Origin of the sequence: Sphingobacterium sp. G1-14, assembly GCF_002196555.1 — a bacterium.
GTDB classification, from domain to species: Bacteria; Bacteroidota; Bacteroidia; order Sphingobacteriales; family Sphingobacteriaceae; genus Sphingobacterium; species Sphingobacterium siyangense.
The window spans coordinates 4,386,742-4,412,570 of sequence record NZ_CP021381.1; the positions used below are offsets into that span (position 1 = coordinate 4,386,742).

General features: G+C 39.9%; 27 protein-coding genes. 7 read left to right on the forward strand and 20 right to left on the reverse strand.

Annotation, left to right across the window (positions count from 1 at the left end; all coding sequences use genetic code 11):
* Positions 1 to 122 precede the first annotated feature (122 nt).
* From CBM24_RS19005 to CBM24_RS19020, 4 genes are all read right to left on the reverse strand, one after another.
* The gene (locus CBM24_RS19005) at positions 123 to 1,334 is read right to left on the reverse strand and encodes a GTP-binding protein (protein WP_070568083.1); all 1,212 of its coding nucleotides are present in this window, start codon (positions 1,332 to 1,334) and stop codon (positions 123 to 125) included.
* 441 nt (positions 1,335 to 1,775) lie between these two features.
* Positions 1,776 to 2,372, reverse strand: coding sequence for an outer membrane beta-barrel protein (locus tag CBM24_RS19010; protein ID WP_157698524.1), 597 nt, complete (start codon positions 2,370 to 2,372; stop codon positions 1,776 to 1,778).
* Positions 2,373 to 2,397: 25 nt separating this feature from the next.
* Positions 2,398 to 3,015 carry a hypothetical protein gene (locus CBM24_RS19015; protein WP_088162321.1) on the reverse strand — a complete coding sequence of 206 codons (618 nt, stop codon included), beginning with the start codon at positions 3,013 to 3,015 and terminating at the stop codon, positions 2,398 to 2,400.
* A 194-nt stretch (positions 3,016 to 3,209) separates the two neighbouring features.
* Positions 3,210 to 3,659, reverse strand: a complete 450-nt coding sequence (locus CBM24_RS19020) for a protein-disulfide reductase DsbD N-terminal domain-containing protein (protein ID WP_088162322.1) — start codon at positions 3,657 to 3,659, stop codon at positions 3,210 to 3,212.
* A 348-nt stretch (positions 3,660 to 4,007) separates the two neighbouring features.
* On the opposite strand from CBM24_RS19020, the gene CBM24_RS19025 reads away from it, so the two are divergent.
* A complete protein-coding gene (locus CBM24_RS19025; RefSeq protein WP_286848033.1) occupies positions 4,008 to 4,532 on the forward strand; it encodes a ClbS/DfsB family four-helix bundle protein in 525 nt (174 codons plus the stop codon).
* A 53-nt stretch (positions 4,533 to 4,585) separates the two neighbouring features.
* The gene (locus tag CBM24_RS27385) at positions 4,586 to 4,738 is read left to right on the forward strand and encodes a lmo0937 family membrane protein (RefSeq protein ID WP_112376008.1); all 153 of its coding nucleotides are present in this window, start codon (positions 4,586 to 4,588) and stop codon (positions 4,736 to 4,738) included.
* Positions 4,739 to 4,826: 88 nt separating this feature from the next.
* Here the strand turns inward: CBM24_RS27385 and CBM24_RS19030 are convergent, their stop codons facing one another.
* Positions 4,827 to 5,333, reverse strand: a complete 507-nt coding sequence (locus CBM24_RS19030) for a pyridoxamine 5'-phosphate oxidase family protein (protein ID WP_088162323.1) — start codon at positions 5,331 to 5,333, stop codon at positions 4,827 to 4,829.
* Positions 5,334 to 5,515: 182 nt separating this feature from the next.
* Between CBM24_RS19030 and CBM24_RS19035 the strand changes: the two genes are divergently transcribed.
* Together CBM24_RS19035 and CBM24_RS19040 are read left to right on the forward strand one after the other, a co-directional pair.
* The gene (locus CBM24_RS19035) at positions 5,516 to 6,769 is read left to right on the forward strand and encodes a putative DNA modification/repair radical SAM protein (protein WP_075993537.1); all 1,254 of its coding nucleotides are present in this window, start codon (positions 5,516 to 5,518) and stop codon (positions 6,767 to 6,769) included.
* Complete coding sequence (locus CBM24_RS19040) at positions 6,769 to 7,527, forward strand: TIGR03915 family putative DNA repair protein (RefSeq protein WP_088162324.1); 759 nt, start codon at positions 6,769 to 6,771, stop codon at positions 7,525 to 7,527. Before CBM24_RS19035 ends, CBM24_RS19040 begins: the two co-directional genes overlap by 1 nt.
* A 32-nt stretch (positions 7,528 to 7,559) precedes the next feature.
* On the opposite strand, the gene CBM24_RS27600 is transcribed toward CBM24_RS19040, so the two are convergent.
* From CBM24_RS27600 to CBM24_RS19065, 6 genes are all read right to left on the reverse strand, one after another.
* Complete coding sequence (locus CBM24_RS27600) at positions 7,560 to 7,733, reverse strand: hypothetical protein (protein WP_198385947.1); 174 nt, start codon at positions 7,731 to 7,733, stop codon at positions 7,560 to 7,562.
* 456 nt (positions 7,734 to 8,189) lie between these two features.
* Positions 8,190 to 9,056, reverse strand: a complete 867-nt coding sequence (locus CBM24_RS19045) for a helix-turn-helix domain-containing protein (RefSeq protein ID WP_088162325.1) — start codon at positions 9,054 to 9,056, stop codon at positions 8,190 to 8,192.
* A gap of 40 nt (positions 9,057 to 9,096) precedes the next feature.
* Entirely contained in the window at positions 9,097 to 9,483 is a 387-nt protein-coding gene (locus CBM24_RS19050; RefSeq protein ID WP_157698525.1) for a hypothetical protein, read from the reverse strand.
* A 9-nt stretch (positions 9,484 to 9,492) separates the two neighbouring features.
* Positions 9,493 to 9,984, reverse strand: a complete 492-nt coding sequence (locus tag CBM24_RS19055; RefSeq protein ID WP_088162327.1) for a c-type cytochrome — start codon at positions 9,982 to 9,984, stop codon at positions 9,493 to 9,495.
* 42 nt (positions 9,985 to 10,026) lie between these two features.
* Positions 10,027 to 10,881 (reverse strand): FixH family protein, encoded by an 855-nt coding sequence (locus tag CBM24_RS19060; RefSeq protein ID WP_088162328.1) that lies wholly within the window; start codon positions 10,879 to 10,881, stop codon positions 10,027 to 10,029.
* 83 nt (positions 10,882 to 10,964) lie between these two features.
* Positions 10,965 to 11,342, reverse strand: a complete 378-nt coding sequence (locus tag CBM24_RS19065) for a hypothetical protein (protein WP_075993542.1) — start codon at positions 11,340 to 11,342, stop codon at positions 10,965 to 10,967.
* Positions 11,343 to 11,476: 134 nt separating this feature from the next.
* Here CBM24_RS19065 and CBM24_RS19070 point away from each other — a divergent pair, with 134 nt between their 5' ends.
* Together CBM24_RS19070 and CBM24_RS19075 are read left to right on the forward strand one after the other, a co-directional pair.
* Complete coding sequence (locus CBM24_RS19070; RefSeq protein ID WP_088162329.1) at positions 11,477 to 12,196, forward strand: hypothetical protein; 720 nt, start codon at positions 11,477 to 11,479, stop codon at positions 12,194 to 12,196.
* Between the two features lie 206 nt (positions 12,197 to 12,402).
* Positions 12,403 to 13,089: a class I SAM-dependent methyltransferase gene (locus CBM24_RS19075; RefSeq protein WP_075993544.1), complete on the forward strand. Its 687-nt coding sequence runs from the start codon at positions 12,403 to 12,405 to the stop codon at positions 13,087 to 13,089.
* A gap of 167 nt (positions 13,090 to 13,256) precedes the next feature.
* On the opposite strand, the gene CBM24_RS19080 is transcribed toward CBM24_RS19075, so the two are convergent.
* From CBM24_RS19080 to CBM24_RS19095, 4 genes are all read right to left on the reverse strand, one after another.
* On the reverse strand, positions 13,257 to 14,150 hold the full coding sequence (locus CBM24_RS19080) for a sensor histidine kinase (protein WP_088162330.1): 894 nt from the start codon (positions 14,148 to 14,150) through the stop codon (positions 13,257 to 13,259).
* Between the two features lie 366 nt (positions 14,151 to 14,516).
* On the reverse strand, positions 14,517 to 14,783 hold the full coding sequence (locus tag CBM24_RS19085; RefSeq protein WP_232475571.1) for a hypothetical protein: 267 nt from the start codon (positions 14,781 to 14,783) through the stop codon (positions 14,517 to 14,519).
* Complete coding sequence (locus CBM24_RS19090) at positions 14,773 to 15,282, reverse strand: hypothetical protein (protein ID WP_157698526.1); 510 nt, start codon at positions 15,280 to 15,282, stop codon at positions 14,773 to 14,775. Before CBM24_RS19090 ends, CBM24_RS19085 begins: the two co-directional genes overlap by 11 nt.
* A gap of 167 nt (positions 15,283 to 15,449) precedes the next feature.
* Complete coding sequence (locus CBM24_RS19095) at positions 15,450 to 16,466, reverse strand: zinc-binding alcohol dehydrogenase family protein (protein ID WP_088162332.1); 1,017 nt, start codon at positions 16,464 to 16,466, stop codon at positions 15,450 to 15,452.
* 508 nt (positions 16,467 to 16,974) lie between these two features.
* On the opposite strand from CBM24_RS19095, the gene CBM24_RS19100 reads away from it, so the two are divergent.
* On the forward strand, positions 16,975 to 17,838 hold the full coding sequence (locus CBM24_RS19100; protein ID WP_088162333.1) for a helix-turn-helix domain-containing protein: 864 nt from the start codon (positions 16,975 to 16,977) through the stop codon (positions 17,836 to 17,838).
* A 44-nt stretch (positions 17,839 to 17,882) separates the two neighbouring features.
* On the opposite strand, the gene CBM24_RS19105 is transcribed toward CBM24_RS19100, so the two are convergent.
* From CBM24_RS19105 to CBM24_RS19125, 5 genes are all read right to left on the reverse strand, one after another.
* Positions 17,883 to 19,934: an alpha-glucuronidase gene (locus tag CBM24_RS19105; RefSeq protein ID WP_198385948.1), complete on the reverse strand. Its 2,052-nt coding sequence runs from the start codon at positions 19,932 to 19,934 to the stop codon at positions 17,883 to 17,885.
* Between the two features lie 23 nt (positions 19,935 to 19,957).
* Positions 19,958 to 20,929 carry a glycoside hydrolase family 43 protein gene (locus CBM24_RS19110; protein WP_075993552.1) on the reverse strand — a complete coding sequence of 324 codons (972 nt, stop codon included), beginning with the start codon at positions 20,927 to 20,929 and terminating at the stop codon, positions 19,958 to 19,960.
* 5 nt (positions 20,930 to 20,934) lie between these two features.
* Entirely contained in the window at positions 20,935 to 22,080 is a 1,146-nt protein-coding gene (locus tag CBM24_RS19115; RefSeq protein WP_198385949.1) for an endo-1,4-beta-xylanase, read from the reverse strand.
* A gap of 19 nt (positions 22,081 to 22,099) precedes the next feature.
* A complete protein-coding gene (locus tag CBM24_RS19120) occupies positions 22,100 to 23,512 on the reverse strand; it encodes an MFS transporter (protein ID WP_088162336.1) in 1,413 nt (470 codons plus the stop codon).
* A gap of 170 nt (positions 23,513 to 23,682) precedes the next feature.
* A complete protein-coding gene (locus tag CBM24_RS19125) occupies positions 23,683 to 25,782 on the reverse strand; it encodes a hypothetical protein (protein WP_088162337.1) in 2,100 nt (699 codons plus the stop codon).
* Between the last annotated feature and the right edge of the window lie 47 nt (positions 25,783 to 25,829).

Genomic DNA, 25,829 nt, shown 5'->3' on the forward strand with positions numbered 1-25,829 from the left:
AACTTAATAACATCTGACAAATCAGCATAAAAAAGGCCAGGAAATCACCCCCTGACCTTCGAAAAATACAATATCTAACCTACATTACTTACTTTTTTAACCGATGCAGATCGCAAATAGTTTTAAATATTTTTAGGAAATTCGTCTTTCCACCAGGTAAAACGCCAGTCATCGCCTTCTTCTTCGGTCAACAGGCATTCTTCCAGCTCCGCCAGATATTTTTCTTTATCCAGATCCTGACCTATAAATACCAATTCATTTTTTCGATCTTCCCACTCCGGATGCCAACGTTTAAGAAGTTCAGCGCTGATTTCGGCATAACCGGGATACTGATAGCGCTGCTCTTCGGGCATGCTACTCCACCATGAGCCTGCACTTTCCAACCTTACGCTACCACCTGCCTGACTAAAACTGATGGCCAAATGCGGGCGGGAGGCCAACCACAGTAGACCTTTGGCTCGTATGATATTGTGCGGGTAACGCTCGTTGAGGTAACGGTGCAGCCGTTGTGGATGGAAGGGCCGTTGCGATCGAAAGACAAAAGATGAAATACCATACTCCTCTGTTTCGGGGCTATGTTCATTTTCAAGTTCTCTGATCCATCCAGCCGAAGAGGAAGCTTCATCAAAGTCAAACGAGCTCGTACCCATAATTTCCTTTGGATCAACACGTCCAAATTGTGTACGGATTAACTTGGCTCCGGGATTGAGCCGCCCAATAGCAGACTCGAGAGTGCCCAAAGTTTCCTCAGATACCAGATCGGCCTTATTCAAAAGGATAACATTGGCAAATTCGATCTGATCAGTCAACAGATTTACAATTGCCCTATTGTCATAGTCGTCATCCGTCAGTTTCCGATCTAATAAGGTATCGGCGCTTCCAAAATCTTTAGCAAAATTGAAACAGTCCACCACAGTTACCATAGTATCAATGTAACTGAACGTAGACAGATCAATCCCATTGTCAGCACTACTATAACTGAATGTCTGCGCTACTGGAATAGGCTCCGAAATACCAGTACTCTCGATAAGAAGATAATCAAAGCGATTTTCTTTCGCTAGTCGCTCCACCTCCACCATCAAATCCTCCCTTAAGGTACAACAAATACATCCGTTGCTCATCTCCACTAACTTTTCTTCTGTTCGCGAAAGCACATTTTCACGTTCAACAGCTTGTGCATCAATGTTCACTTCACTCATATCATTAACAATAACAGCAACTTTCTTGCCTTCCTTATTGTGTAGAATATGATTCAATAGTGTGGTTTTTCCCGCACCTAAAAATCCACTTAGAACGGTGACAGGTAATTTAACTTTTTTGGAAATGCTGCTCATAGTAATTTCGTTTAAACAAATGTAAAAACAAAACAAAACAAATGCAATATTGTTGCATTATAAAGATATACGCTAAAACAATTAACAGGTGAACTTCCTTAAAACTTGCGAATGCTGAAGTATAAACCTCGTTTAACATGATCAGCATCCCCTTGTCGTAACGTACGTTCACGATCAGCATCCCAGTATTTGCAGTCTAGTTTGATAAACGGGGAAAATCCTTCAGCCCCTTATGAGCACCATTTTCCATCCCCCGTTACAAGTACATCGATTGGTGTGTAGAGCTTGTCCTGCAAATATCCTTGATATCCAGCAATGCATATCTCCACAACAATATAAATCATTAATAAAATTAAAGCCGCCTGATGTAGCAAAATCAGAGCGGCTCAGCTTACAGCACAGGAAAGTCTGTAAAGGTTACCTACCAGTGGAACTATTAGCTTAAAACAAACGCACTTTAAATCCCAGTTGATACTGGTCAATATGTGCATCCCAGTTATCTACGATTTTATTATTCTTTTTGAACTGTCGGTATCTAAAATACAGCGCACCAAGGTCTATCCCTAATGCGTAACCAATCCGTGTACGCCTGTTGAACGCTGGTTTTCCATCATTGAGTTTATAAGCGTCGTCATTGAGCAACATATTAAAATCTAGACCGCCCAGGATGGAAAATTTTCTTGTAAAATTAACTTTAAGGTACACCGGAGTGTTGAGATATTTCAGCGAACGGGTCCCTTTGGACAAACCTCCGGAAAGGGAAGCTGTGTTGTCATTAACACGTATTCTGGTTAAATTATAACTAGGTTCAACTTGAATATCCATTTTGCTATTAAGCTCAAATATCAAATCTCCCCCCAATTGATATCCCATTCTATTGGCGCCAAATGCATTCCCACTTGCACGCGAAATATTACCACCAAGCCGAAGTCCAAAACCCATTTGTCCGTAACATGCGGTCTTGAAACCGAACAATTCCATGATCAAAAAACAAACTAGTGTACAATGCTTCAACTTTAATCGATCTATCTTTATCATTTTTACCATAAAACACACCATTACATTAGACCAATAACTGTTTTCCTGTAATTTGCAACTTCACAAAATAGGCTATATTATTTTTCTCTATACTGTCCTTCAATATTCGCGCTTCCTTCGTAAAGTACGTGTGGGTTCGCAAGAAGACAAGGGTCAGTGCACACCAGATACGTTCATCGATCACCTGATTCTTTCTATAATTTACCTCCAGATACATCCTTTGGTTAAGGTCAACAAAACTTTTACTTCCTAAATGAAAAGAAACTGCATCCACAACTATTTCCTCCAGCAGATTTTCTGGCTTTTTCGAGGGCCTTGTTGCAAAAATGCACATTTCAACTTTTTTGATTACGGACTCTGCAACCAAATATTCCTGTAAAAAACACCTTGCTGCAGATGCGCTCTTCTGACGGGTTCCTTTTACCCCTTCAAATAGATAACCTATATCCTGAAAATAAGCGGCACAATTTACGACGAATTTATCTTCGGCCGTCAAGCTATACTTTTCACTCAGAATAACTACCGCATTTACAATATCACGAACCCTATCAATCGTGTGAAAACACAGTTGTGGATTGTGGTTCTCGCGGTAACTCTGCACTAAAAAAAGATCTGCCTGCTGAAGTAAGTTTGTGTAATCCATTTAAACAAAACTAAAATTTCGTAAAAAATAGATTTAACATATTATACCAAAGGGTCTATTTTTTATACCAAAAGGCCCTTTAAACAAAAAGGCCAGATAATCACACCTAGCCTTTATCCTTAATTTTTCCTTTTTCTATCAATTATCCTAAGCGCAAAATCGCTTTAGATGGTTAATTGCTGTTATTTATGACATTATTTGATCGTTACAGCAAAAGCATATTCATCTGGAGGAAGACATTGTGATGCGTCACAAGCTTGCCATTCCACTGTACCTTTTACTGTTGCAGTTCCTTTGTTAAGCGAAACCTTTTGCTGAAAGATCACTTCATTTGTGAAGTATCCCACATCCATTTTGAAAACCTCTTCGTGTTTAATCTTTGGTTTTGGTTCAGCTGTCTTACCTACCAACGCATAATCAGCGGTTTTACTGAAATTGAAAGATGTTGGAATTGGTCCTCCATCTTTTACATTTTGAGAGTAAATGTGCCAACCATCTTGAATGGTAGCCTTCACGTAAACCATAGCTTCCTTGCTGTTCAATTTTTTGCTGGCTACAGTCCATTTTACAGGTTTATGGATCTGAGCGAATGCGCCCGAAACGGCGAACATAACCACGGTCACTAACAATAAAATCTTTTTCATGTTTGTATCAATTTTTCAGTTTATTATTTCATCGGCCGCACATTTGATACAGTATTTTTTCTGTAAAAAACACCACTTAAATGCGTACAACAATATTCGCTATAAACAGAATAAAACACAACATGATCACAATAAAACAATAAATTTTATCAAAAAAAACTAATTAAACCATATTTTTTACACTTTTAAAGACTCAGTTTTTTCAATTCCAGTAATATATTCAAAAAAGCTATCAGACTAAAACAAAGGGCATTGTCAAACATTGTCTATTGCGAGCTTCTGAACGCGTTCTGCTCTACAACTCCATCCCGAGCTCATCAATTTTACATAATTATCTGTATCTTATGCATGATTCACATTTATGCCATGGCTATACCAACCACAAAAGACGAACTCCTTCAAGCTATACGTACAAATTACAGCAAACTTGTCTGTGAACTTTCCGATATTCCAATCGATCAAACTAATCTTCTTATACTCCAGGGGCATGCTAAAGGAACCATAATGAGTATAAATAACCTAATTTCCTATTTAATTGGCTGGGGTGAGCTGGTTCTCAAATGGAATAAGAAAAGTGAAGATGACAAAGAGGTTGATTTTCCGGAGACTGGTTTTAAATGGAATGAGCTAGGCAAACTGGCTCAAAAATTTTATCAGGATTATGCCGACCTAGATTTTACGACTTTGTGCGCAAAACTAGATCAAACTGTTTTAAGAATTATGGAACTCCTTGAGCAAAAAACAAACATGCAGCTTTATGGTATAAATTGGTATGAAAAATGGACCTTAGGCAGAATGATTCAATTTAACACCGCTTCGCCTTATCAAAATGCAGTCGGGAGAATCCGAAAGTGGAAAAAAGAGAAAAAATAGTAAACCATCGCTGGATAAATATTGTTATTCAATAAACACATATAATCATTACTATGGGAAATCTATTATATACTATCGCTGTTATTTTGGTCCTGATATGGGCAATCAGTTTTTTTGGTGGATTCGTTGGCGGAGGGCTAATTCATATTCTTTTGGTTATCGCTATAATTGCAGTGCTTCTGCGTGTAATTAAAGGAAACGCGTGAAGACTGTAAGCAGTTTATTACGATAAACAGCTCCTCAGCGTTAAAAATGAGGAGCTTGTATTTGCTGTAAATTCTTTAGCTAAAGAACTTAAATATTCAGATCTCCTTCTTTACCTATATCTTCCGTTTCACCTGTTAGTCTAACTTTTAGCATTTTAAACAGGTTGACAATCATATTGGAGTCTGAATCCCAATAATGAGCATCTTTAGGCGTAACACGCAACAATCGGATATTGGGATCCTCCTTACCTTTCTCAAACCATCCTTCCATCATTTTGTTCCAGTAACGATCTATCCTTTCCTGATCTCGCGAAAGACTCGCTTTACCATTTATACTTAGAAAGGTGTAGTGTTTTGGGTCCGCATAAAATAAGGAAGCTTTTGGGTTCTGTGCGATATTCTTAAAGGTATCGCTTTCAGCAGAACAAATAAACCAAATATCTCCATCTTCGTCTACTTCTTGTCTACTCATTGGAACCCCATGTGGATACTCCGATTCAGCTGGGAATGAACACACTGTTCCCACATCGATTTGATCTACAATTGCTTTAAGCTTATCTAAAGCTTCTTTGTTATTTAAATTATTCTCTGCCATAATATGTCGTTTATTAAGGAACAGTATCCTGTAGAAAATCGTTTATTTTTTCAGCAAATTCAGGCTATCTTCGGCAGTGAAAGGGGAAAAGTACGAATAAAAAAAGGCAAATCAAGTAATTTTACGCATCCTTAATACTAATAATATTAGTAATTTTACATCAAAATAGTAGAAAATAAATCATGTTTGGTTTTGATGATAAATTGCAAATATTAGCTGATGCCGCTAAGTATGACGTAAGTTGCAGCTCAAGCGGAAGTAAACGAAAAAATAGTGGTGGTATAGGTGATTCATCGACTAGTGGCATTTGTCATACCTACACCGAAGATGGTCGCTGCGTCTCCCTACTAAAAATTTTAATGACCAATTATTGCATCTACGACTGTTCATTTTGTGTGAGCCGACGAAGCAATGACGTACAACGGGCAGCATTTTCGGTAAAGGAAATTGTCGAATTGACCATGAACTTCTACCGTCGTAATTATATTGAGGGTCTTTTTTTAAGTTCGGGTATTTTCAAATCTGCCGACTATACCATGGAACGCTTAATGTTGGTCGTCAAGAAACTTCGGACGGAAGAACGGTTTAATGGTTATATCCATCTCAAGGCCATTCCGGGTGCGAGTGAATCGTTATTAAAAGAAGCAGGTCTATATGTTGACCGGATGAGTGTGAACCTCGAAATTCCCACTGAGGAGGGACTCAAGCTAGTTGCTCCCGAAAAGGATCATCAATCCGTTCGCGAGCCTCTAGCGATTATTAAAAATGAAATCCTCAACCTTCGGCAGGATCGAAAAAAAGAGAAGAAAACACCCTTGTTTGTACCAGCAGGCCAAAGTACACAGCTGGTTATTGGAGCAACTCCAGAGAGCGACCTACAGATTATGCAGGCCGCCAATACATTCTATAAAGATTACGATCTCAAACGGGTTTATTATTCGGGTTATATTCCCATCAACGCGACCGATTCCAACCTTCCCCAAATTGGGACATCACCACCTCTTGTACGTGAAAACAGACTTTATCAGACGGATTGGCTACTTCGGTTTTATGGTTTTTCGCTTCATGAAATACTCAACAGCACGCATCAACATCTCGATCTAGAAATAGACCCTAAGCTTGCTTGGGCGCTACGCAACCCACAATTCTTTCCCATCGACATCAACAGCGCTACGTATGAGTGGATTATCCGAATCCCCGGTATTGGCAGGCAATCCGCAAACAAAATTGTACAGTCGCGCAAATATGGAAAATTAAAGGAATATCAACTTCGAAAAATAGGAATTGCCTATAATCGCGCCAAATATTTTATGGTTTGCCAAGATACATGCATAGCAGGAGGCTTCCATTATCCCGAAAAAATCAGAAAGTCTATTCTTGAAAGTAACCCGCGTACACTGGTCACGGCTTCCAATACACAGCTAACACTTTTCTAATGGACTATATTTTTGACGGAAGTTATTCCGGATATCTTTGTTGTGTATTTGAAGCCTTTGAACGGAAAGAATTTGATAGCATTCCCACAACAGAAAAGTCTGTGGAAATAAATATTTTTTCGGAGAAGCGACAGGTTCATACTGATGTAAAAAAAGCCATGCGCATTTTAGTGGCAATGGAAAAGATACTTGGAGCAAAAGAAACAAAAATTTTTTATCATAACTTTTTGTCCGATAATCAATCGGAATGGCTCAATGGATTTCGACTGATTATCGAACTTTTTCGAAGGGGAAAATTGGATATACGCAATTATGGATACCCACCTATACTCCGTATCCATCAGACGATCAAAAAGATCAGTCGCGAACGACACCGCATGAAGGCTTTTATCCGATTTGTCAAGTCCAACGATAATCTCTACACAGCCATCGTTGAACCCGATTTCAATGTGATCCCCCTGGTTGTAGACTTCTTTAAAAACCGATTCGCCGACCAGTGCTGGTTGATTTATGATATACGGCGAAATTATGGCTTCCATTATGATGGCAAAAATATCTTAGAGGTATCAAATAATAATGATAACGAGGTTCAAGATCCATATCAGCTAGAAGTGGATCTCGATCCTCAAGAAAAGGATTATCAGCGTCTCTGGAAGACTTATTTTAAGAGTACCTCTATTGAATCACGCAAAAACCTGAAGCTTCATTTAAGACATGTTCCCAAACGTTACTGGAAATATCTCGTCGAAAAACAATAAGTCCCTAATCAACGAAAATCCTATTCATTTCATTATTTTGATCCGCCAAACAGCTTGCTCACCAACCAAATGACAATAGCGACTACGACAACAACCAATAGGATGCCCGACCACACACCAGCTTTAAATATACCCTCTATTGCTGCACAGCTCGACACGAGCATCAATAAACTCGACATGAGCGCAAATGGAATTATCTTTTTCATAAATACCTGTTTTAATTATTAATTGGAAGTATGACAATACTGACGTTGAAAATGTTTTACAGCAATGACGTTCATGTACTTTTTACATCTCGCTGCGGATACGTCCGATACGTTCACTGCATTAAATACTTGAGCAGTCCGTATTTTTTTGTCACAAAGTGAATGCGCTACGTTATTTACACCCTAAAAAATACGGTTAACTGGCCAAGGGAAGCTTTTGGGTACAGCATTTGATTCTGTTTACCCAAATAGCAAAATAGAATTTAAACAATAATTGACTAAAGATATGGACACTATACACCAAAAAGCACAAAAAATAGGATTGGAAAAAGGTTATTATCTATTATTAATGGCTATATTGGATTTACCTGTTGATGGTAAGAAAAAATCAGAAAAGAAAAAATAAACATAAAGCCTTTTTCAACTACATGAAAAAGGCTTTTAGTGAAATTTACATTAACAATTTTTCCTAAACTCCTCAGGACTCATTCCTTTATTTGCTTTAAAAAATGTACTGAAATATGGTACATTTTCAAAACCAAGTTCAAAGGCAATTTCTTTTACCGTTTTAAAAGTATGATAAAGCAATCGCTCGGCCTCCAATAGTATGCGTCCACGGATAATAGTACCGCAGCTCGTCGATCTTTTTTTTCGACAAATCCGATTAAGATAGTTGATCGATATATTCAATTGCGCTGCATAAAATGACGGATAACGCTGCTGCGCATAATGACTATCAACCAAAGATTCGAAACTTCGGATTTTATCGTCATCATCCTCCTGCTTTACAACTACATGATCGACCACGATTTGCCGTCCCAAAATCTGGAGCAACATAATTAAATAGCGGCTCAATACACCGTGAGCACTTAATTTAACTGAATTATAAGCAGTTTCCATCAAACTTACTATATGTAGACAACTGATCATATCTTCTTTTGAGAGCACAAAAGCGTGCTTACATCTACTCCTTAAAAAATGAAAGGATTTTCTTACAGCAGTATTCTGCCTTTCCATGAAAAAAGATTCTGTAAATAAGACACTGTATCCTTCTACAGACGAACCTGCCTGAAAACTACACACACAATTTGAATTTATGCTGATTATATCATGGGCAGCTATAATCTGTACGCTCTGATCCGCTACCATAGACAGTTCACCACTCTTGATAAACAAAAGGGTATAAAAAGATCTTAGATGGAGCGTATTTTGATTTGCTTTAGCTTGTAAAAAAGCTGCTATAGGCATAATAACGATTCCCTTCGAAGTGGAATCAATATCTTCTAATTTTAGAAAATCTAGTTTCTCTTTTCGTATTACCATTTCTTTGTGATTATTCTGTAAAAAAATATTTGTGGAATAATCAAATGATTGGCGGTCTAAAAATTTTAGGTAGTATACCTCCGAAGGTATCAGAGACAAAGTCTTTCGGATAGACAGTCTTCACAGCAGGTACTATTGGAGAGCACAGCAAGATTTCCTTCACATACTGCACAAAGACCAATATTTCCACCCCCTTCATTTTGGCGAGCACATTGTTCACATCCTTTTGTTCAACCGTCTTTTCGCTGAGGAAACAGAAACCTTTGCAGCTCACTGCCGGTTCAAAACGATTGACGCAGAGATTTTGCTCGATATACGTGCGATTGCACTCAAATTCGATAAATGCCCACAATAGATTGGTTGCCTGCACACATATTGCCCAAGCCATTAACATACAAAACCACCATCTACTGCGCTGAAACTTCATTGATCCGATCTATTTTGTTGTGCTATTACGTTCGCGCAAATATTCTAAAATGGCACGTGCCTCTTCTGGCTTCAAGCCCAAACTAATCATTGGCGAACCATATTCCTTGCTAAGTACTTTTGCGTCGGCATCTTTCTCCAGCATGGTTGCCGGATCTAGCATCATGTTCATAATCCACTCCGGGGTACGACGTTTGATGACAGCATCCAATGATGGTCCTACTAATGTGCGGTCAAAACTATGGCACATTGCACATTTCGACACAAATAGTTCTACACCCCTATTTGCAAGCTGCGCATCAAAGGGTTTGTGTTCAAAGGAGGTAATGGTTCCTACACCTTTGGATCCCGCTGTTTTATAATCGAGCATGGCCGCAGGCTCAGCTATGGAAGGTTGCTCGGCACGATCTTCTTTCTTGGCTTTTGTACCCTCATTTCCGCTACACGCCAGTATAGCTACAAAACCGAAACAGCCTAGAATTACGTTGATTTTCTTTTTCACTTTTATTGTTTAAGTATATTGGTAAAATAAATTCTGTTTGTATTAAGTGACCTGCACTAGATATTTTATATCATCCTGATTTGATTTTTTGCCTGCTTTCCATAGTTCGACAATGACTTCCCAGCGACCAGGCATAGAAAAATTAACAGTGCCTTCATAGTAACCATTACCTGTACTTTCAGCAGCAAAATTTTCCGAAGACCCCGTTTCCGTAGTAGGCCTATTGGTCTTTAGTTTAATGACATAATGATCTAATACCGGAAAATGATGACCATCCATTTTATTCATTAAAAATCGGATCGGATGCTTCCCCTGCTTTACGCTATCAGGCAATAGGCAGGAAATAAATACGCGGCTATCGTCTCTGGTTCCTGAGCTCATTGTTCGCATGGTTACTGCTGCGGTAACCGGAATCTTGATGGCAAGTGTATCTTTTAGGCGATTGTGACTACGTATCGTATGTAATTGCCAGCCCTTTCCCATCTGCGGGATATCTGCCATAATAAAAACCATTGGGCCTCGATACCAGCCTTCGCCGAGCGCGACGGGATGCTCAAAGGGGCCTCCATGCTTCATACGTCCCATACTCATTTCTGGATAGAAATCAAGGGATTTGTCATTGATCGGAATTCCCGAGGTATCTCTTAAACGCAGATAAATGGTATGATATTTATTGTTGAGTTTGGCATCCGCATATACGGTATAATTGGTAACATCCCAAACAGTATCCGCTATACGGACCAGATCGGACTCCTTAGGCAGGATAAAATCCGTAGCATTCTTTCCGTTCTTTTTTGAATGATCGGCAGTACAGGATGAAGTTGAAAAAGCAACTGAAAACGCGAGTAGCAGTAAGATTACGCCCCCGACAGTCCCGACACGGGAATATAAATTCATATGTATTGATTTAAATCTTTTGAAAATAGACAGTACCTGCCATCAGTCAACATGCCGACAGCCCGTACGAAAAGCAAAATGACTTAAACCAAAGGTGGATGAAAAATAGTAAAGATTGGTCTATAACTATAGTTTGCCTGATATGCTGGAAGTAAGGTCTCCGCAGCTGCTTCTTCAAAAAAAGCGATATCAAGGTTAAAACATTGCTGATTATTGATAAATACAACGTCGATTATACGAGATTCCAGGTTCTTTTGTTCCTTCTCCTCATGTTCACGCATTTTCTTCATCAAAATACATTGTCCTCTACAGGAAAGTGCCTTTTCGTTGAATCGATTGATACACTCATTCTTAGCGATATAATCTCTGTTAAATTCAAAAACAGTCCATAGCCATACCGACGAGAAGCTCTGCAGGAGCATCAGCGGCAGTAGAATCCATATCAATTGTTTCGCTTTCATGTATCGCTAGTGCAGCAAATATACTAATTATTGACTTACCAGCAACGAACTGCCTCTTTTCAAAACGCCCAAATGTTTTCTAAAACATCAGGAAGTTTTAGTACATTTAGCTAAAAATCACGCGCTTTGAGCAAATGAAGTTTAATCCTCTTTTAGTCATTAAATTATTACTTGGGCTGTTTATCTGCATCGGAATAGCTTTGACCATATTGATGATGGTTCATAACAGCAAAGTTGTGGGAGCTTATGTCGTTTCTGGACTTTTCATACTATTCCCAGGTATTATCCTGTACGGTATGACCGTTGGATTTCGAGTATCCAAGAAAACCATAACACAACAGATCGCCCAACAGGAATGTGTAACATTCGATCATAAAGGCCTATCCTATCAAATCCCCTTGCTAAAAACAACCCAATTTATCTCCTGGGAAATTATCGAGACCATTATATACACCAACTACCACAGCGACGACCTGGCGCAGTTCAGCTTTTATCTGACACAACCGGCATTGCAAATCGCTTCAGAAAAGCCAGGATGGATAGCGAAAGTTCTCTTACCCTTGATAAAAACAAGTAAAAAGGTCGTTATTTACGAAAATTGCATCAATTTTCGCGAAATCCCGAAAATGCTAGAAAAACATTTTTCCTCCATCACCCCTGTTGACATAAACGAAGTCCATGGAAAAGGAACACTACTGAGCTCAAAGACCACCTTAAGGGAAAATACGGTTCAGATCGAAGAATATTGGAAACCTAATCCAAATTTTGAACCTGAAAAAGTCATTTATGATCGATACAACCGGACTATTGATGAACTGAAACAATCAAAAAACAGCAAAAATTTGTTTTCCTGAGCAAAATCACCCACGTCATCGTGTAATATTCAACAGGTATTGCTTATTATTTATTACTACGTTGGTGCATTGGCTGGGTGATATTAATGTTCGCAGCTGAGGCAAGCAGAATAAAAATCCAAAATAAGCTGATCGGAGATATGACATAAATTCCAGCAATTGTTGCTGATAAAATGGATAAATTTGTACCCGTTAACATTATTACGATGATTAAAAGAATAACAGCATATTGGAATGACCGTAGTAGCTCCTGGCGCAAGGAAAGGGATGAAGCTTGGTCCCGGCCGGAGACCGAACGCTGGCTTGCGTTTTTCAAGTCGGTCCGTAGCCAGACTACGGGCAATAAAGTACTTGAAGTTGGTACTGCTACCGGATATTTTGCCAACATTATGACCCTTGCCGGTTTTGAAGTTACTGCCGTTGACCTCTCCCCGCAGATGATTGAATATGCAAAACTCGTCAGCGAAGAACTAGAACTTCGCGTAGACTATCGGGTCATGGATGCACAAGTACTACAATTTGAAGCCAACACCTTTGACTTCGTCTTCACCAGGTTGATGACATGGACCATCCCCGATCTTGAAAAATGCTACCGCGAGATGGAACGTGTACTTAAACCGGGTGGAAAACTGATCAACCTGGATGCCGATTTTGGGAAAACGGTCTTTAGTACCGACAGGCACGATGAATGCCCATCGGGCGCCATCGATCAGATCAATGACATCAAATCGGCATTGGACATCAGTGCACATCCACGTCCTGCCAAAGACGTCGAACTATTGGAAGCAGTTGGATTTGATTCTATTGAAGTCGATATGGATGCACAAAATCGTATTCTTGAACTCCCTTTCGAAACTGAAGGACTTTTTATGCTAGAGGCTATCAAAAAGTAAAATTTGTTCAACACCTTTGATGTGTTTTTCGTCTGGAAAAACCGCAAAATAATTGGTTTACGGATCTTTCATACCAACCGATCTTTCATGAAAAACTAAGTTTGTCATTTAAATTTTCATCAAAAAAGCCCGATCTATATCGGGCTTTTACAGTAGATAGATTGTTATCAAGAGACAGCCTGATAAGCCTTCCGCGGAAACGAGATCCGAACAGAAACGCCTGTACCATGCTGATTCTCGAACTGCATTTTTCCATCAATCCGTTTGATCAAATCCTTACAGAGGGAGATACCCAACCCTGCACCATTTTTGCTCTCAGATTTTTTACGGTCCCAGCTATTGACAAAATTTAGATTATGGAGGACTTCCGACGTAAGTTCTTCCCCTTCGTTGCTGACGATAAGTTCCCACCGATCGCTCGGATCATCTATCAGTTGCAACACAATGCTACCGCCGACTCGTCCATATTTAATGGCGTTGCTAATCACATTTCTTAGCACAAAAGCGAGAATTCCTTTATGTGTATCCGCGCAAAAATCCGGATTCACCGAATTTATGATCTGTATATTGAAACGTTGGATTTCTAGCGTATAGATCCCCAATACCGCATCAATTTGATCGCGAATATTACAGTTCTCGGTATTTTCAAGTTTATCCCGGAGTTGTGACTCTGTCCATAGTAAGACCTCTTCCAACATCGTACGCGATCTGGCCACCTGTCCTTTTAGATTTAAAAAGATGAGTTTAAGCTCCTCCTTATCAACTAGAGAAATATCATCAATCGCCAACAAAATTTCGACCGATGCAAATGGTGCTCTGAGATCATGTGAGGCAATCGATAAAACTTTAGTCTTGAAACTCTCGGCAATTTTTAATTCCTCATTATAATGGTGAATACGAATTGCCTGTTCACTGAGGATACTGTTTGCGGTCGTCAATTTGAGCTGCTCGACCTTTAACAACCGATTTTTTCGGATTAAAAAGTAGATCAGTACGCCTATCAGCGTTTTACTGATGACTATTCCAACAATAAGTAGAGTAATAATAGTTTGGCTTTGCACAATTTTTAGGTAATAAATTAACAATAATGACTAATGGAATACCAAAGCTAAACAATCACATGCTAATTAAAAAATTTACCTTAAAAAAAACTACACTTACCTCGATTCTTTCTTAACTCATTCAAAAAAAAGGCTAGATCAATATTGACCTAGCCTTTACAAAAAACTATCCTCTAATAGACGTATACCTTATATACCTTTGGTTTAATGAACAATAGCTCAGTAAAATAGTTTTAAGTATTTTATTTTTGTTTATTCGCCAAATAAACTTAGCTATTTTTAAATCCATTTCGGCGATGCTGCACTCTCAGCAAAGATTTCCTAAATTTCCAAAGCCTGCCTAAAGTTTATTGAATATGCTCAAAATTATTTGCAATTGGGTATGGCTGTCATCACATCCAGTGACATATCCATCGCTTTCTTGGCCCACTTTTTTAGATTGTCCAAATCAGCTGTTTTTAACGCCTTATTTCCAAAGATTACCGCATTAAGTGCGTAATTTTTGGCATTCGCACAATTGCAATCTGGAATTATACTGTAAGCAGAAGCTTCTTTTGCTTTGCCTACAGCATCCTTAAGCAAAACTTTGGCATCATCCAGTGATCCAGCCTGATAGGCTTTTTTAAAGCTCATAATCCTTAAAGATGACAAAAAGTGCGGGGTCATTGCTCAACGAGTCGAGATCCAACTGATAATTTGTGAGCCTATCCTGATAACGGTCCATATCGCGTTTTAAACTCCTTACCTCTATGGAAAGTGCGTTCAAAATGTTGAAGGTCACTGCAAGATTGCGCGATGATTGGGCAGACCCCTTGTTTTCAAAAACACCATCTTTTGCGATATCGTGTAAGACGATCAGCTCCTTCAGCCCCTGGTCAACGCTCAACGAATCGAAACCTTTGTGCAGAAAGGAACGCGATTGGCTCGCCAATAACTTAATATCCTCCAATACCCGATTTTGGCGGATTGCAGCACGGTCCATTTCCAAATCCCGGATACTCCTTTTAGCCGATTCTTTAAAAAATCGTTCCGTCTTGGCGACAAATCCCTGCTGAACAGAATCTTGCGGATTACCAAATAACACCTTTGAAAACAGTATGATGAAGAAACACGCTAAAAATTTCCTACGCATTGCCATTGAAGTTTATTTTTTTCCTTTAGGTATTTAAATTGTACTACGAACACCTAAATGTACATATATTGCTTTAATATTGTTTCATTATCCTTCATTTAACAGCAAGATATTTTATAGTTTCCCTTCTCTCAATTCGATCTTTCACAAAGCCAAAGCCGCTTCGGTCAAAACGCGATCAGTAGCCTAAAAACACGTCCGGGATCATTCAACCATGATTCCAAGGCTAATTGTGCATCTTCCACCCGATAAATAGCCGTTATCAGTTCTTCGATCGGGCAGGTTTTCATTTTCAAGTAATTCATTACCGCAGCAAAATCCTTTGCCGTGGCATTGCGCGACCCTCTGATATCAAGTTCCTTTTTGACAAAAAATTGTGTATCAAAAGGAATCGCTTCCTTTGCATACCCTATATACAGCACTCTGCCTGTATATGCAGCGGCAACAATGGCCGCCAGGTATGTTTCCTTTCGGCCAACGGCTTCGATAACAACATCAGCTCCCATGGACTGAGTCAACACATCCAACTTCGCATGCAGATCTTCCGTAGCGCTATTAATCGTATACTTTGCACCTAGTTTTTTCGCTAGTTCGAGCTTTTCAGTACTCACATCGACAGCAATGACTGTAGCTCCCCGTAATGCTGACCGAATGATCGCCCCCACTCCGATCATACCACATCCAAATACCAATACAATATCGCTGTCTGTTACCGATGCTCGGTCAACGGCGTGGAAGCCCACACTCATAGGTTCCACAAGAGCCAATTCTTTGGATGAAAGTTGTCCCCTAGCGATGATCTTTTCAACAGGTAAGACAAGATATTCGGTCATGGCGCCATCACGCTGTACACCCATAGTCTCGTTGTAACGGCAAGCGTTGGGCCTATTATTTTTACATGCGGTACAAACACCACAGTTGGAATACGGATTTACTGTAACTTTTGTACCAACCTTAAGATCAGTTGTCACATTAGTCCCCAATTCCACGACCGTTGCCCCAATTTCATGCCCTGGTATGACCGGCAAATTGACCAATGGATTCAACCCCCGAAAGGTATTCAGATCCGAACCGCAGAATCCAACATAGTCTACCTTTACGAGGACATGTCCATCCTTAACAGTCGGTTGCGGAATATCCATGATTTCCACACGTCCCTCTTTCACTATTTTTATTGCTTTCATTTATAAATGGCATCAAGATTTAAATAACAATTGCGTTGATTATGAATTGTACCAAAGCTCATATCGGAATTGATGAGATTTCCTGTTTTGGAATCTTTACTATTATCGTATAGTCAAAAATAATTATATAGAATGGAGAAAAGAACTACATTAGCGATAAAAACTAACACGATATCGATCCATCCCCATATATATCACAAAACCTCTCTTTCAAAAATACCAAATAAAGGAAGGTTATTAACGATCAGACAAATTGCTTGATGCTAAAAAAATATTGCTCAGATAAGTTCAGCTACTAGTAAAGCTGTTATGAAACCATAGCCTTCACAAAAAACAAAACGCTCGGAATAATTCTACAAAAACATACAACGATCTCTTAGAGATGCGTTGATTGCGAAAAAAAACACATTATCGACAACTTTAGGTAAAAAGTGCTATTTTTTTTAGAGAAAACGAGTATTATTGTATCTGAGATTTATGGTATCTAACTATTTTTCTGCTTCGCATAATGATAAATAACGAAAAGAATAAACTCGATTTTACACTATTGAATATTGGCTATGCGGAACATCTGGCAGATTGGAACTTTCAAAATATTAAGAGTCCCTTTGCAAGAATACATTATGTATGTGAAGGTGAGGCATCTATTATTTTAAAGGATGAAATCATTAAACTTCGACCTGGCCATCTCTATCTTACACCAGCCTATATCCATCATAGCTATGCCTGTTCAGCTAAACTCTCGCTCTATTACATCCATATCTATGAAAATCCCGAAATAAGGTCAAGTATTTTTGATCGTTACACTTTTCCAAAGGAGATCAAATCTGATCAGCTATTGGAGACTGTCATCCAGCATCTCTATGCCTCGAATCCAGGTCGTGAGTTAAAAATTTACGATCCAAAGGGCTACGATAATTCATCAGAATTAATGAAAAATATGGCACTTCAGACGGCTTCGCCTTTCGCCAGAGCCTCCGAAAACCAAGCGATCATTCATTTGTTGATGAGCCGATTTCTAGCAGAAGCGACCAACAAAATACCGCAAGTAGAAAAACGACTTCTGCGTGTACTCGATTACATAGACGAAAATATCAATCATACGATTTCAATCGAACAACTTGCCAATCTGATTTTTATCTCCAAAGATCATCTGATCCGACTTTTCAAAAAACACATGAATGCCACACCGGTACATTACATCAATCAAAAAAAAATAGAAAAAGCACAGTTGATGATGTTAATCGATGAAGACAATATCCAACAGCTGTGCTTTAAATTGGGCTTTGAAAATATATCTTATTTCAACAGACTCTTTAAAAAAATAACGGGCGAAACACCTACGATTTATAAACGTCGAATAAGCAGATAAAGCAACCCATTATGAATAAGATCTTGAAGACATTGCTTTTTTTGCTAATTATGATGACCCATCGGCAGCTTAATTTTCTTTAACTCCTCCAAATTATGTATTGGTCGCTCCAACTCGTAAGGAATCGGCTGACGCGAAAAACACTGAAAGTACTGCAGACAAGCATCTTTCCACCAAACTGCATCTCTAGCTTGGATTCTCAGTTTAGCTTGAATATCCGAAAAACGTGATCGATCAATATACCTTTCCATACGATCCCAAACTTTCTGAAACTCCCTCACTTTTTGGACACCATGGTCATAACGGAAACATAATTCGGTCCACAGCGTATTGCCGCTATTCATTCGATAATTCCAGGAAACATGATGAAACCACAATAAAAGATTTTCAGGACAAGTGGATATATTCCCATAAATCTTGTCCAATGGTGGATTATATTGTGTTACAGCACGACTTCCATTAACCGTTCGGTCAAAGCCCAATCCCACGCTATCCGCATTATGGTAATACCATGGCATCCAGTCTGGACGTCCCCCCGGAATATCTCCCCAAGGTTCTGGGCCGTAATGATGCTCAAAAGCAAAAAGGTGATGCAGGCCTAAAGGCATCATATAATCGACTGCTGCTTCCCGTGATTCAAGCATCAGCTTCTTTATAGGTTCTACAAACTCCTGAACTCCCGTAAAAGTCATTCTTATCCACTCATCCGCTATCTGAACCGACGACAGGTTATTGTTCCAAGCCAAACGACCAAAGGCATACCAGTTGGCTTGGGCAAAATGATGCCCCGTCCAATTGGTATCCAAACCAATATTGGCGACAGCAGCGATTGCAGTTTTACGTCCCAAATGCCCCCCACTGCCGGTCAATTTTGACACCGTTTGCCCTTTCCCATTGGCATAGGTATCACTATCCAATACTTCCTTAAACAAAGGAGCCAAATAGACCAAATGATTAGAAAAGCCTAGATATTCCTGTGTCAATTGAAATTCGAGCATCTTTGCTGTATTTGGCATCGCACCCAACAGTGGATTGAATGGCTCTCGGGGCTGAAAATCTATAGGCCCATTTTTTACTTGAAGAATAACATTGTCCCGAAACTGGCCATCAAGGGGAACAAACTCTTGATAAGCCTGTTTGGCACGGTCATCTTTGGTCGGATGATAGACAAAAGCCCGCCAAAACACTATACCACCATAAGGACTTAGCGCATCAGCAAGCATATTTGCCCCATCCGCATGGGTTCTTCCATAATCTTGCGGTCCTGGTTGTCCTTCAGAATTTGCTTTGACCAAAAATCCACCGAAATCCGGAATTAATGCATAAATTTCTTTGACTTTGGATTTCCACCAGCGCTCAACCTCCTGATTTAAGGGATCTGAATTGCTTAAACCGCCTATGTTTTGGGGTGAGGAAAAATTGATTGACACATATACTTTAATACCATATTTACGAAAGACATCCGCCAATGCTTTAACCTTTATCAGATAATCCGTCTTCAACAGATCCGACGAAGCATTCACGTTATTCAATACCGTCGCATTAATTCCTATTGAAGCATTGGCTCGTCCATATTGTTCATATCGGGGTGAAAGTTTATTCGGCAACTCCTCCCAGTTCCATAATGAATGCCCGGCATAGCCGCGTTCTATTGTCCCGTCGAGATTATCCCAGTGGTTTAATACCCTGATATCATAGGCAGGTATTTCAACCAATCCCGAGCGGGGTATCCCTGCTCCCGTTTCCTGAAGACGTAATAAATGATAAACAGCATATAATATACCCACAGATTGGCCGGCAATCACATAAACCTGATTTTCGTGTTGGCTTATCTGATAGCCATCTTTTAAATCCTTTCGGCTAGGATCTAATTTTAAGATGACATCCCCTCCCTCCCAGTAACATTCCAGTTCCTGTTTTGCCAATGCCAATGTTACATCGGTTGATTTTCTTTTTATAACCTGGATGGTGCCTACAGGTTTCTCCTGTTTTGAAAACCGCAGCCACAATTGACTGCCATCCTCCGACCATAAAGTAGTGGGGATACTACAAAGCAATATCAACAATAAGAAATGGAAATACATGGTATACCTCATCCGTGAAAAAACAAATACATCTTTTAAGAAGACAATCCATCGATTGGCTTAATATGACCATTCTCATCATACGTCAACTCAATAACTTTCATGCTTCTGAGCCAGGTCTTTCCTCCAGATGGAACCGAGTCGTGATAAAATAGGTACCACTTGCCCTTGAATTCCACGATGCTGTGGTGTGTGGTCCAACCAACAACAGGCGATAAGATCACCCCTTGATAAGTAAATGGTCCATAAGGATTGTCTCCGATGGCATAACAAATCAGATGGCTGTCGCCTGTAGAATAGGAAAAATAATACTTTCCTTGATATTTATGCATCCAGGAAGCTTCAAAAAATCGCTTTTCCGTATCCCCATGCTTTAATGGTTTGCCCTCTTTATCTAAAATAACTAGATCCCGCGGCTGTTCCGAAAACTCCAGCATACCAGCAGACATCTTGACAACCTTAGGCGACAATGCAGTTTCATCAGATTTTGGCAATTCATTGGGCGAAACAATCTTATTATTCCGATAAAATTGGAGCTGTCCACCCCATATACCACCAAAATATAAATAATAGGAACCATCTGTATCTTTAAAAGCACATGGATCAATACTGTAGCTTCCCTTAATTGGATTATCCTGCGGCACAAATGGTCCATAGGGTTGGTCTGCCATAGCGACACCCAGTCTAAAAATATCGTTTTTGTCTTTCATGGAGAAATACATATAGTACTTCCCATCTTTCTCGGCTACATCGGAATCCCAAAGCTGACGACCGGCCCAGGGAATGTTTTTTACATCCAATACCTTTCCATGATCAACAACCTCCGCATTGATATCTTCTAGGGAAAATACATGGTAATCCTGCATATCAAAATGGTCGCCGTTATCATTTTCGGGGATGCCGCTTTCCCTATCGTGAGAGGGATAAATATAAATTTTGTTTTCAAAAACATGTGCTGAAGGATCAGCCATGTAATCTCCGGGATATAAATACTTACTTTTGTTCATTTTTCTTATTTCTTTTTTTTTTGAGTCAACGCAATAATATCCTTTACAAAAGGTTTGGGCTGATAATTCCGGTCAAATAACAACGGATAGTCTGTACGTCCCGGAATAGGCCAGCCATTCTTCCATGAGTCTCCATCGCCAACACCCCACAATGTCACACGTGATATTTTATCCCGATGTTTGAGATATAAATTAAAAAACGCTACATATCTCGCTCCCAACTCATTCATTTTCGCTGCAGGAAGTCCTTTTTCGTACGGATTCATCGCTTTACTGTAGGCATGACGCTCCCCTATTTCCGCTCCCATATTGGGACGTACATGCGGTAGGACCGAAATATCCATTTCCGTCACCATTACCTTCGCACCAAGCCCCGCAAATCCGAGTATGGTTTTTTCGACTTCATCGACCGATGGATTGTCCAATGCATTATGTTCCTGCATACCAATTCCAGTGACCTGCCCACCGGCAGCCTTTACCTGTTGCACCATGCGCATAATACCCTTTCTTTTTTCGGGGATAGCAGTTGAATAATCGTTATAATATAATTCTGCATTTGGATCTGCCTCATGCGCAAATTTGAAGGCCAATTCAATGAATTGCGGCCCGATGATCTGGTAGAATTTGCTTTTACGCCATTCTCCATTATCCAATATGGCCTCATTCACCACATCCCAACCAAATACCCTTCCTTTATAACGGGAAACAACGGTTTGTATATGCTTCTGCATGCGTTCGATAAGTACCTCTCGGGTGACCTCTTTCCCATTTTTATCGACAAAAAACCAAGCTGGTGTCTGCGAATGCCAAATCAGCGTATGACCGATAATTTGCATTTTATTTTTTTCTCCAAATGCGACAAAGCGGTCCGCATCTTTAAAATCGAACTCACCTTCCCTTGGTTGCAAAAACATACTTTTCATACAATTTTCGGCAACTATGGAGTTGAACTGCGTTTTGACCACCGCGACCGCTGCCTGATCGCGCTCCCATATCTGATCAAGGTTTAATGCTGTTCCTATAAAAAATTTACCCTCAAATGCATCTTTCAAGGTCAATGAATCAGGAGCCCGCTTCAGGTTCTGCAAAGTGGCTGAAGCAGCAGGACCAAATAGTAAGGCTGCTACTGCCACAACAATAGTTTTTAACATCTTCATGGTTTATTTTTGATTAATAAGTATGTCTTGATTCTATATCTTGGTTGATTTTGTCGATCGTTATATCATCCAGTTCGTATTTGGAGATAACATACATCGCGAGCACCAAAAGAACGGCAGGAATAACAGCCACCAACCATAGAATTCCCTTTTCAGCCAATGCAGATTGTCTTACGGCATTATCTTTATCAAATTCAACATAAGTCAGTACCAATCCAGGGACGACACCTCCCAATGCCATTCCAGCCTTATAAAAAATACCTGTCAATGCATTGACAATACCCGAAATACGCTTACCGGTTTTATATTCACCATAAGATATGACCTCAGGCACAAGAGCCCACATATACCCCGTAGCGACGATTACACCCGTTGACTTGATAAACTGAGCAGCCAATACCAGTCCAATATTATTCTTGAGTGTCTCGTTGGATGAAATTATGTACAACATGAGCATTCCAAGGATAGCGACACTCAGAAAAACATAGAACATTTGCTTCTTTCCTATTGTACGTTTGATAGCCGGCACCAATGGCATAAAAATAAAAGCAGGCAGGGAGCCCAGAGCCATAAAATAAGGCAGCATATCCGGAGCATGTACATTATAGATCATGTAGTAGGATCCTGCCGAATTACCGATGGCCATCATCGCAAATGCTGTAATGAAAAAAAAGGCCAAAATACGCAAAGGCCTATTGTGCTTAAATTCTCGCCATAGATCAGATACGCGTACATTATCAGTATCCTTTTCATCCATAATAACCCGTTCTTTTGTTTGTGAGAAACAAAAAATCAGAAGCGCCAATCCGACTAAAGCATAGATCAGCATCGTTGTAAACCAGGCTTCGGCCGAATCTTTTGAGTTTATCTTTCCATCCGGAGCGAGATACTGTACAACCAGCGGTACACCATATCCAACAGCCAGCCCGCCCACGTTCGCCATAAACATGCGCGTCGATGTTAGTTTTGTCACCTCGTCCGTATCCCTCGTCAAGGAAGCATTTAAAGCACCATAGGGAACATTCACTAAAGTATAAAGCATTGAAAGGCCAACATATGTAATATAAGCGTAGGCCAAAGAACCCGAAAAGCCATTCCAAAAACACAGGATTGCAAACCCTGTCAATGGAATTCCTCCCAGCACCAAATAGGATCTGTACTTTCCCATCCGGGGATTTCTCTTATCGACAAATGCACCTACAATGGGATCCCACAGCACATCCACAATTCGGACAATGAGAAACATGACTCCTGCCGAAGCAGCAGAAATTCCATAAACATTGGTATAAAAAATCAGGAGGTACATCGAAACAGTCTGGTAAATAAGATTCTGTGCAAGATCACCAGCGCCAAACCCCACCCGTTGTTTCATTGAAAGTTTGTAAAAACCTTTAATAGGCTTTACCTCTGTTATACTTTGATCCATATAATTGGTTATTCGATTAGTTGAATTACAAGGGTAAAACTACAAGTAGCTTTCTACCGGGAACCAATACAAATGTTTTATATTCCAATAAAAATGTTTAAAAAAGGCTGTCCATTTTCATTGGACAGCCTTTTTCCACATGTTTGTAAAACCGCTTACCGGCTAACGGTTCAATTCTTTACATACTTTACAAGATAGCTTTTGGTTTGTCCTTTGTAAACACAATCGACCTGTGCGTAACCAGTCACCGAGCTGCCTTGTTTAACTTTGATTTCAACTTCAGGGTTATTTGCCATAGCCTTCACCACAGGAATCTTCTTGTCGTTGGTTTCCATTGGAAAAGTAACTTCATAATGGTTGTAACCAACGATGCCGTTCTCATCGGTAGATCGCACAGGAATCGAAGGCAACATTAGTTTTTTTCCATTCACTGTAATCGTAACCGAAGGCGGTACCGGACGTTCAATTTTTTTGTCTTTCGAACTAAATCCCAATCCTATAAAATCAAAAAGTGGCTTGCCCTCTTCACCCTCAGCGACCAGAAACAAGGCATGTTTGCCATCCAAGTGATCAACATAGTTAGAAACATCGACCGTAAATTGCTTTACTGTTGTCGCCGTATTTGCGGGAACTGTTATTTGAGCAATACGCTTTCCTTTCCAGGTTTCATTATCCCAAGGGCCATCCAGCCACACATTTACCTTAAATGAAGCTTGTGTTTTTGGTGTAATAAACAGATCGAAGGTCGTACGATTTCCTTTTTTTGTTCCCTCAAACGCCTTTAATCCAAATTTATCCTGTTTCAGGCCACCAAAACCAAAATATTTAAAACCTGCGATAGTTCCATTTTTCATATTTGTCACAGGCATATGGTTATCCCATACGTCCCATGAATCCTGTTGTAAACTGATATCTGAAAGATAACAGGCATATCCAGCCGAGTAATACCGATAGGGGTCTAATCCATAGAAATGGAATCCTTCCGATGTCACCTCTGCACCTTTATATTCTTTTCCCTGCTTATCTTTGATGGTTAAACTTTCTTGAAATGGGTCAAAAGCTCGGATAGCAACCATCCCACCATCTTTTACGCTTTTTTCATCCCACGAAACTCTGATAGGTTCGACTACCGCTTGACGTGCAAAGCCAAATCCGCGTGGCGGTCTATGGTAAAATACGTACCATTGTCCATTGATCAGTTCGATACTGCCATGGGTATTATGCCCCGCATTGCTGGTTTCGATAGCCGATCCGTCTTTATTTAATACTGGAGCACGCGAATCGACCAAAACACCACCACTCTTCCAAGGCCCCAATGGCGAATCTGCCACCGCGTACCGCAAGGTTGAATTTGAGCTCCCTACCCCATATTCAGGACCTGAATACCCACTGTATACCGAAACATATTTGTTGCCGACTTTACGAATTGATGAAGCTTCAAAAAAATTAAAAGTTCCTAAATCCTCGCCCTCAAAAATATTAGGATAGGCGGTACCTTTTGGATCACGCAATTCACCATATCGTGCACTTGCTGGCAATAGATAATTAATAATTTCGGTACCCGGTCGTAGCGAATACATCGTTTTCTGATCTAACTGTGCCGCCATCGAGCGTTGAAAACCCCAAAAACCGTATGCCCGGAATCCAATTTCATAATCAGGATCTTTGGGATCCGTCACATATTCAATGTAAATGGCCGGATCAAACCCTAAGATACTTCCAGGCAAAGTACGCTTACCGTCTTCCGTGAGGTTTATAGGTTTAAAGGGGCCATTCGGTCGATCGCCTTTGACTACCATTGCTTCACGTTTATCGCCTCTGCTGTGCGGAAACAAGTAGTATTCTTTTTTTCCATCTTTACGTTTGACCTCTACAAGATCTGGGGCATACATTACATCCCATTTTCCATCAATCGGATAGCTAAAAATAGCACCCTCGTCTCGCCAGCTCGTTAAGTTTTCAATCGGCGCTGACCACATCCGAATGTCAGGCCCACAATAACTCGTAAAACGTAAATCATGGGAACCAATGATATATGCGCGATATTTTCCTGGCTGGTCAGGATCTTCAAAAACACGGGGTTCACCATCAGGGAGATGCTCCCAAAGTGGTAGGTATGGATTACCTATAGACTGGTGCACAAACCCCTTACTGAGATCCTTCACCATATTTTGCTGCTGCCCCAACGCCCGTGTTGTTGATAAAATTCCCGTAACGGATAATAACAATACCATTGTCCGTTTTTTTAAGACAATATTTAGTCCCTTCATAAATTGATTATATTAATTACTTAAATTGCTGAATTATATTTTATACT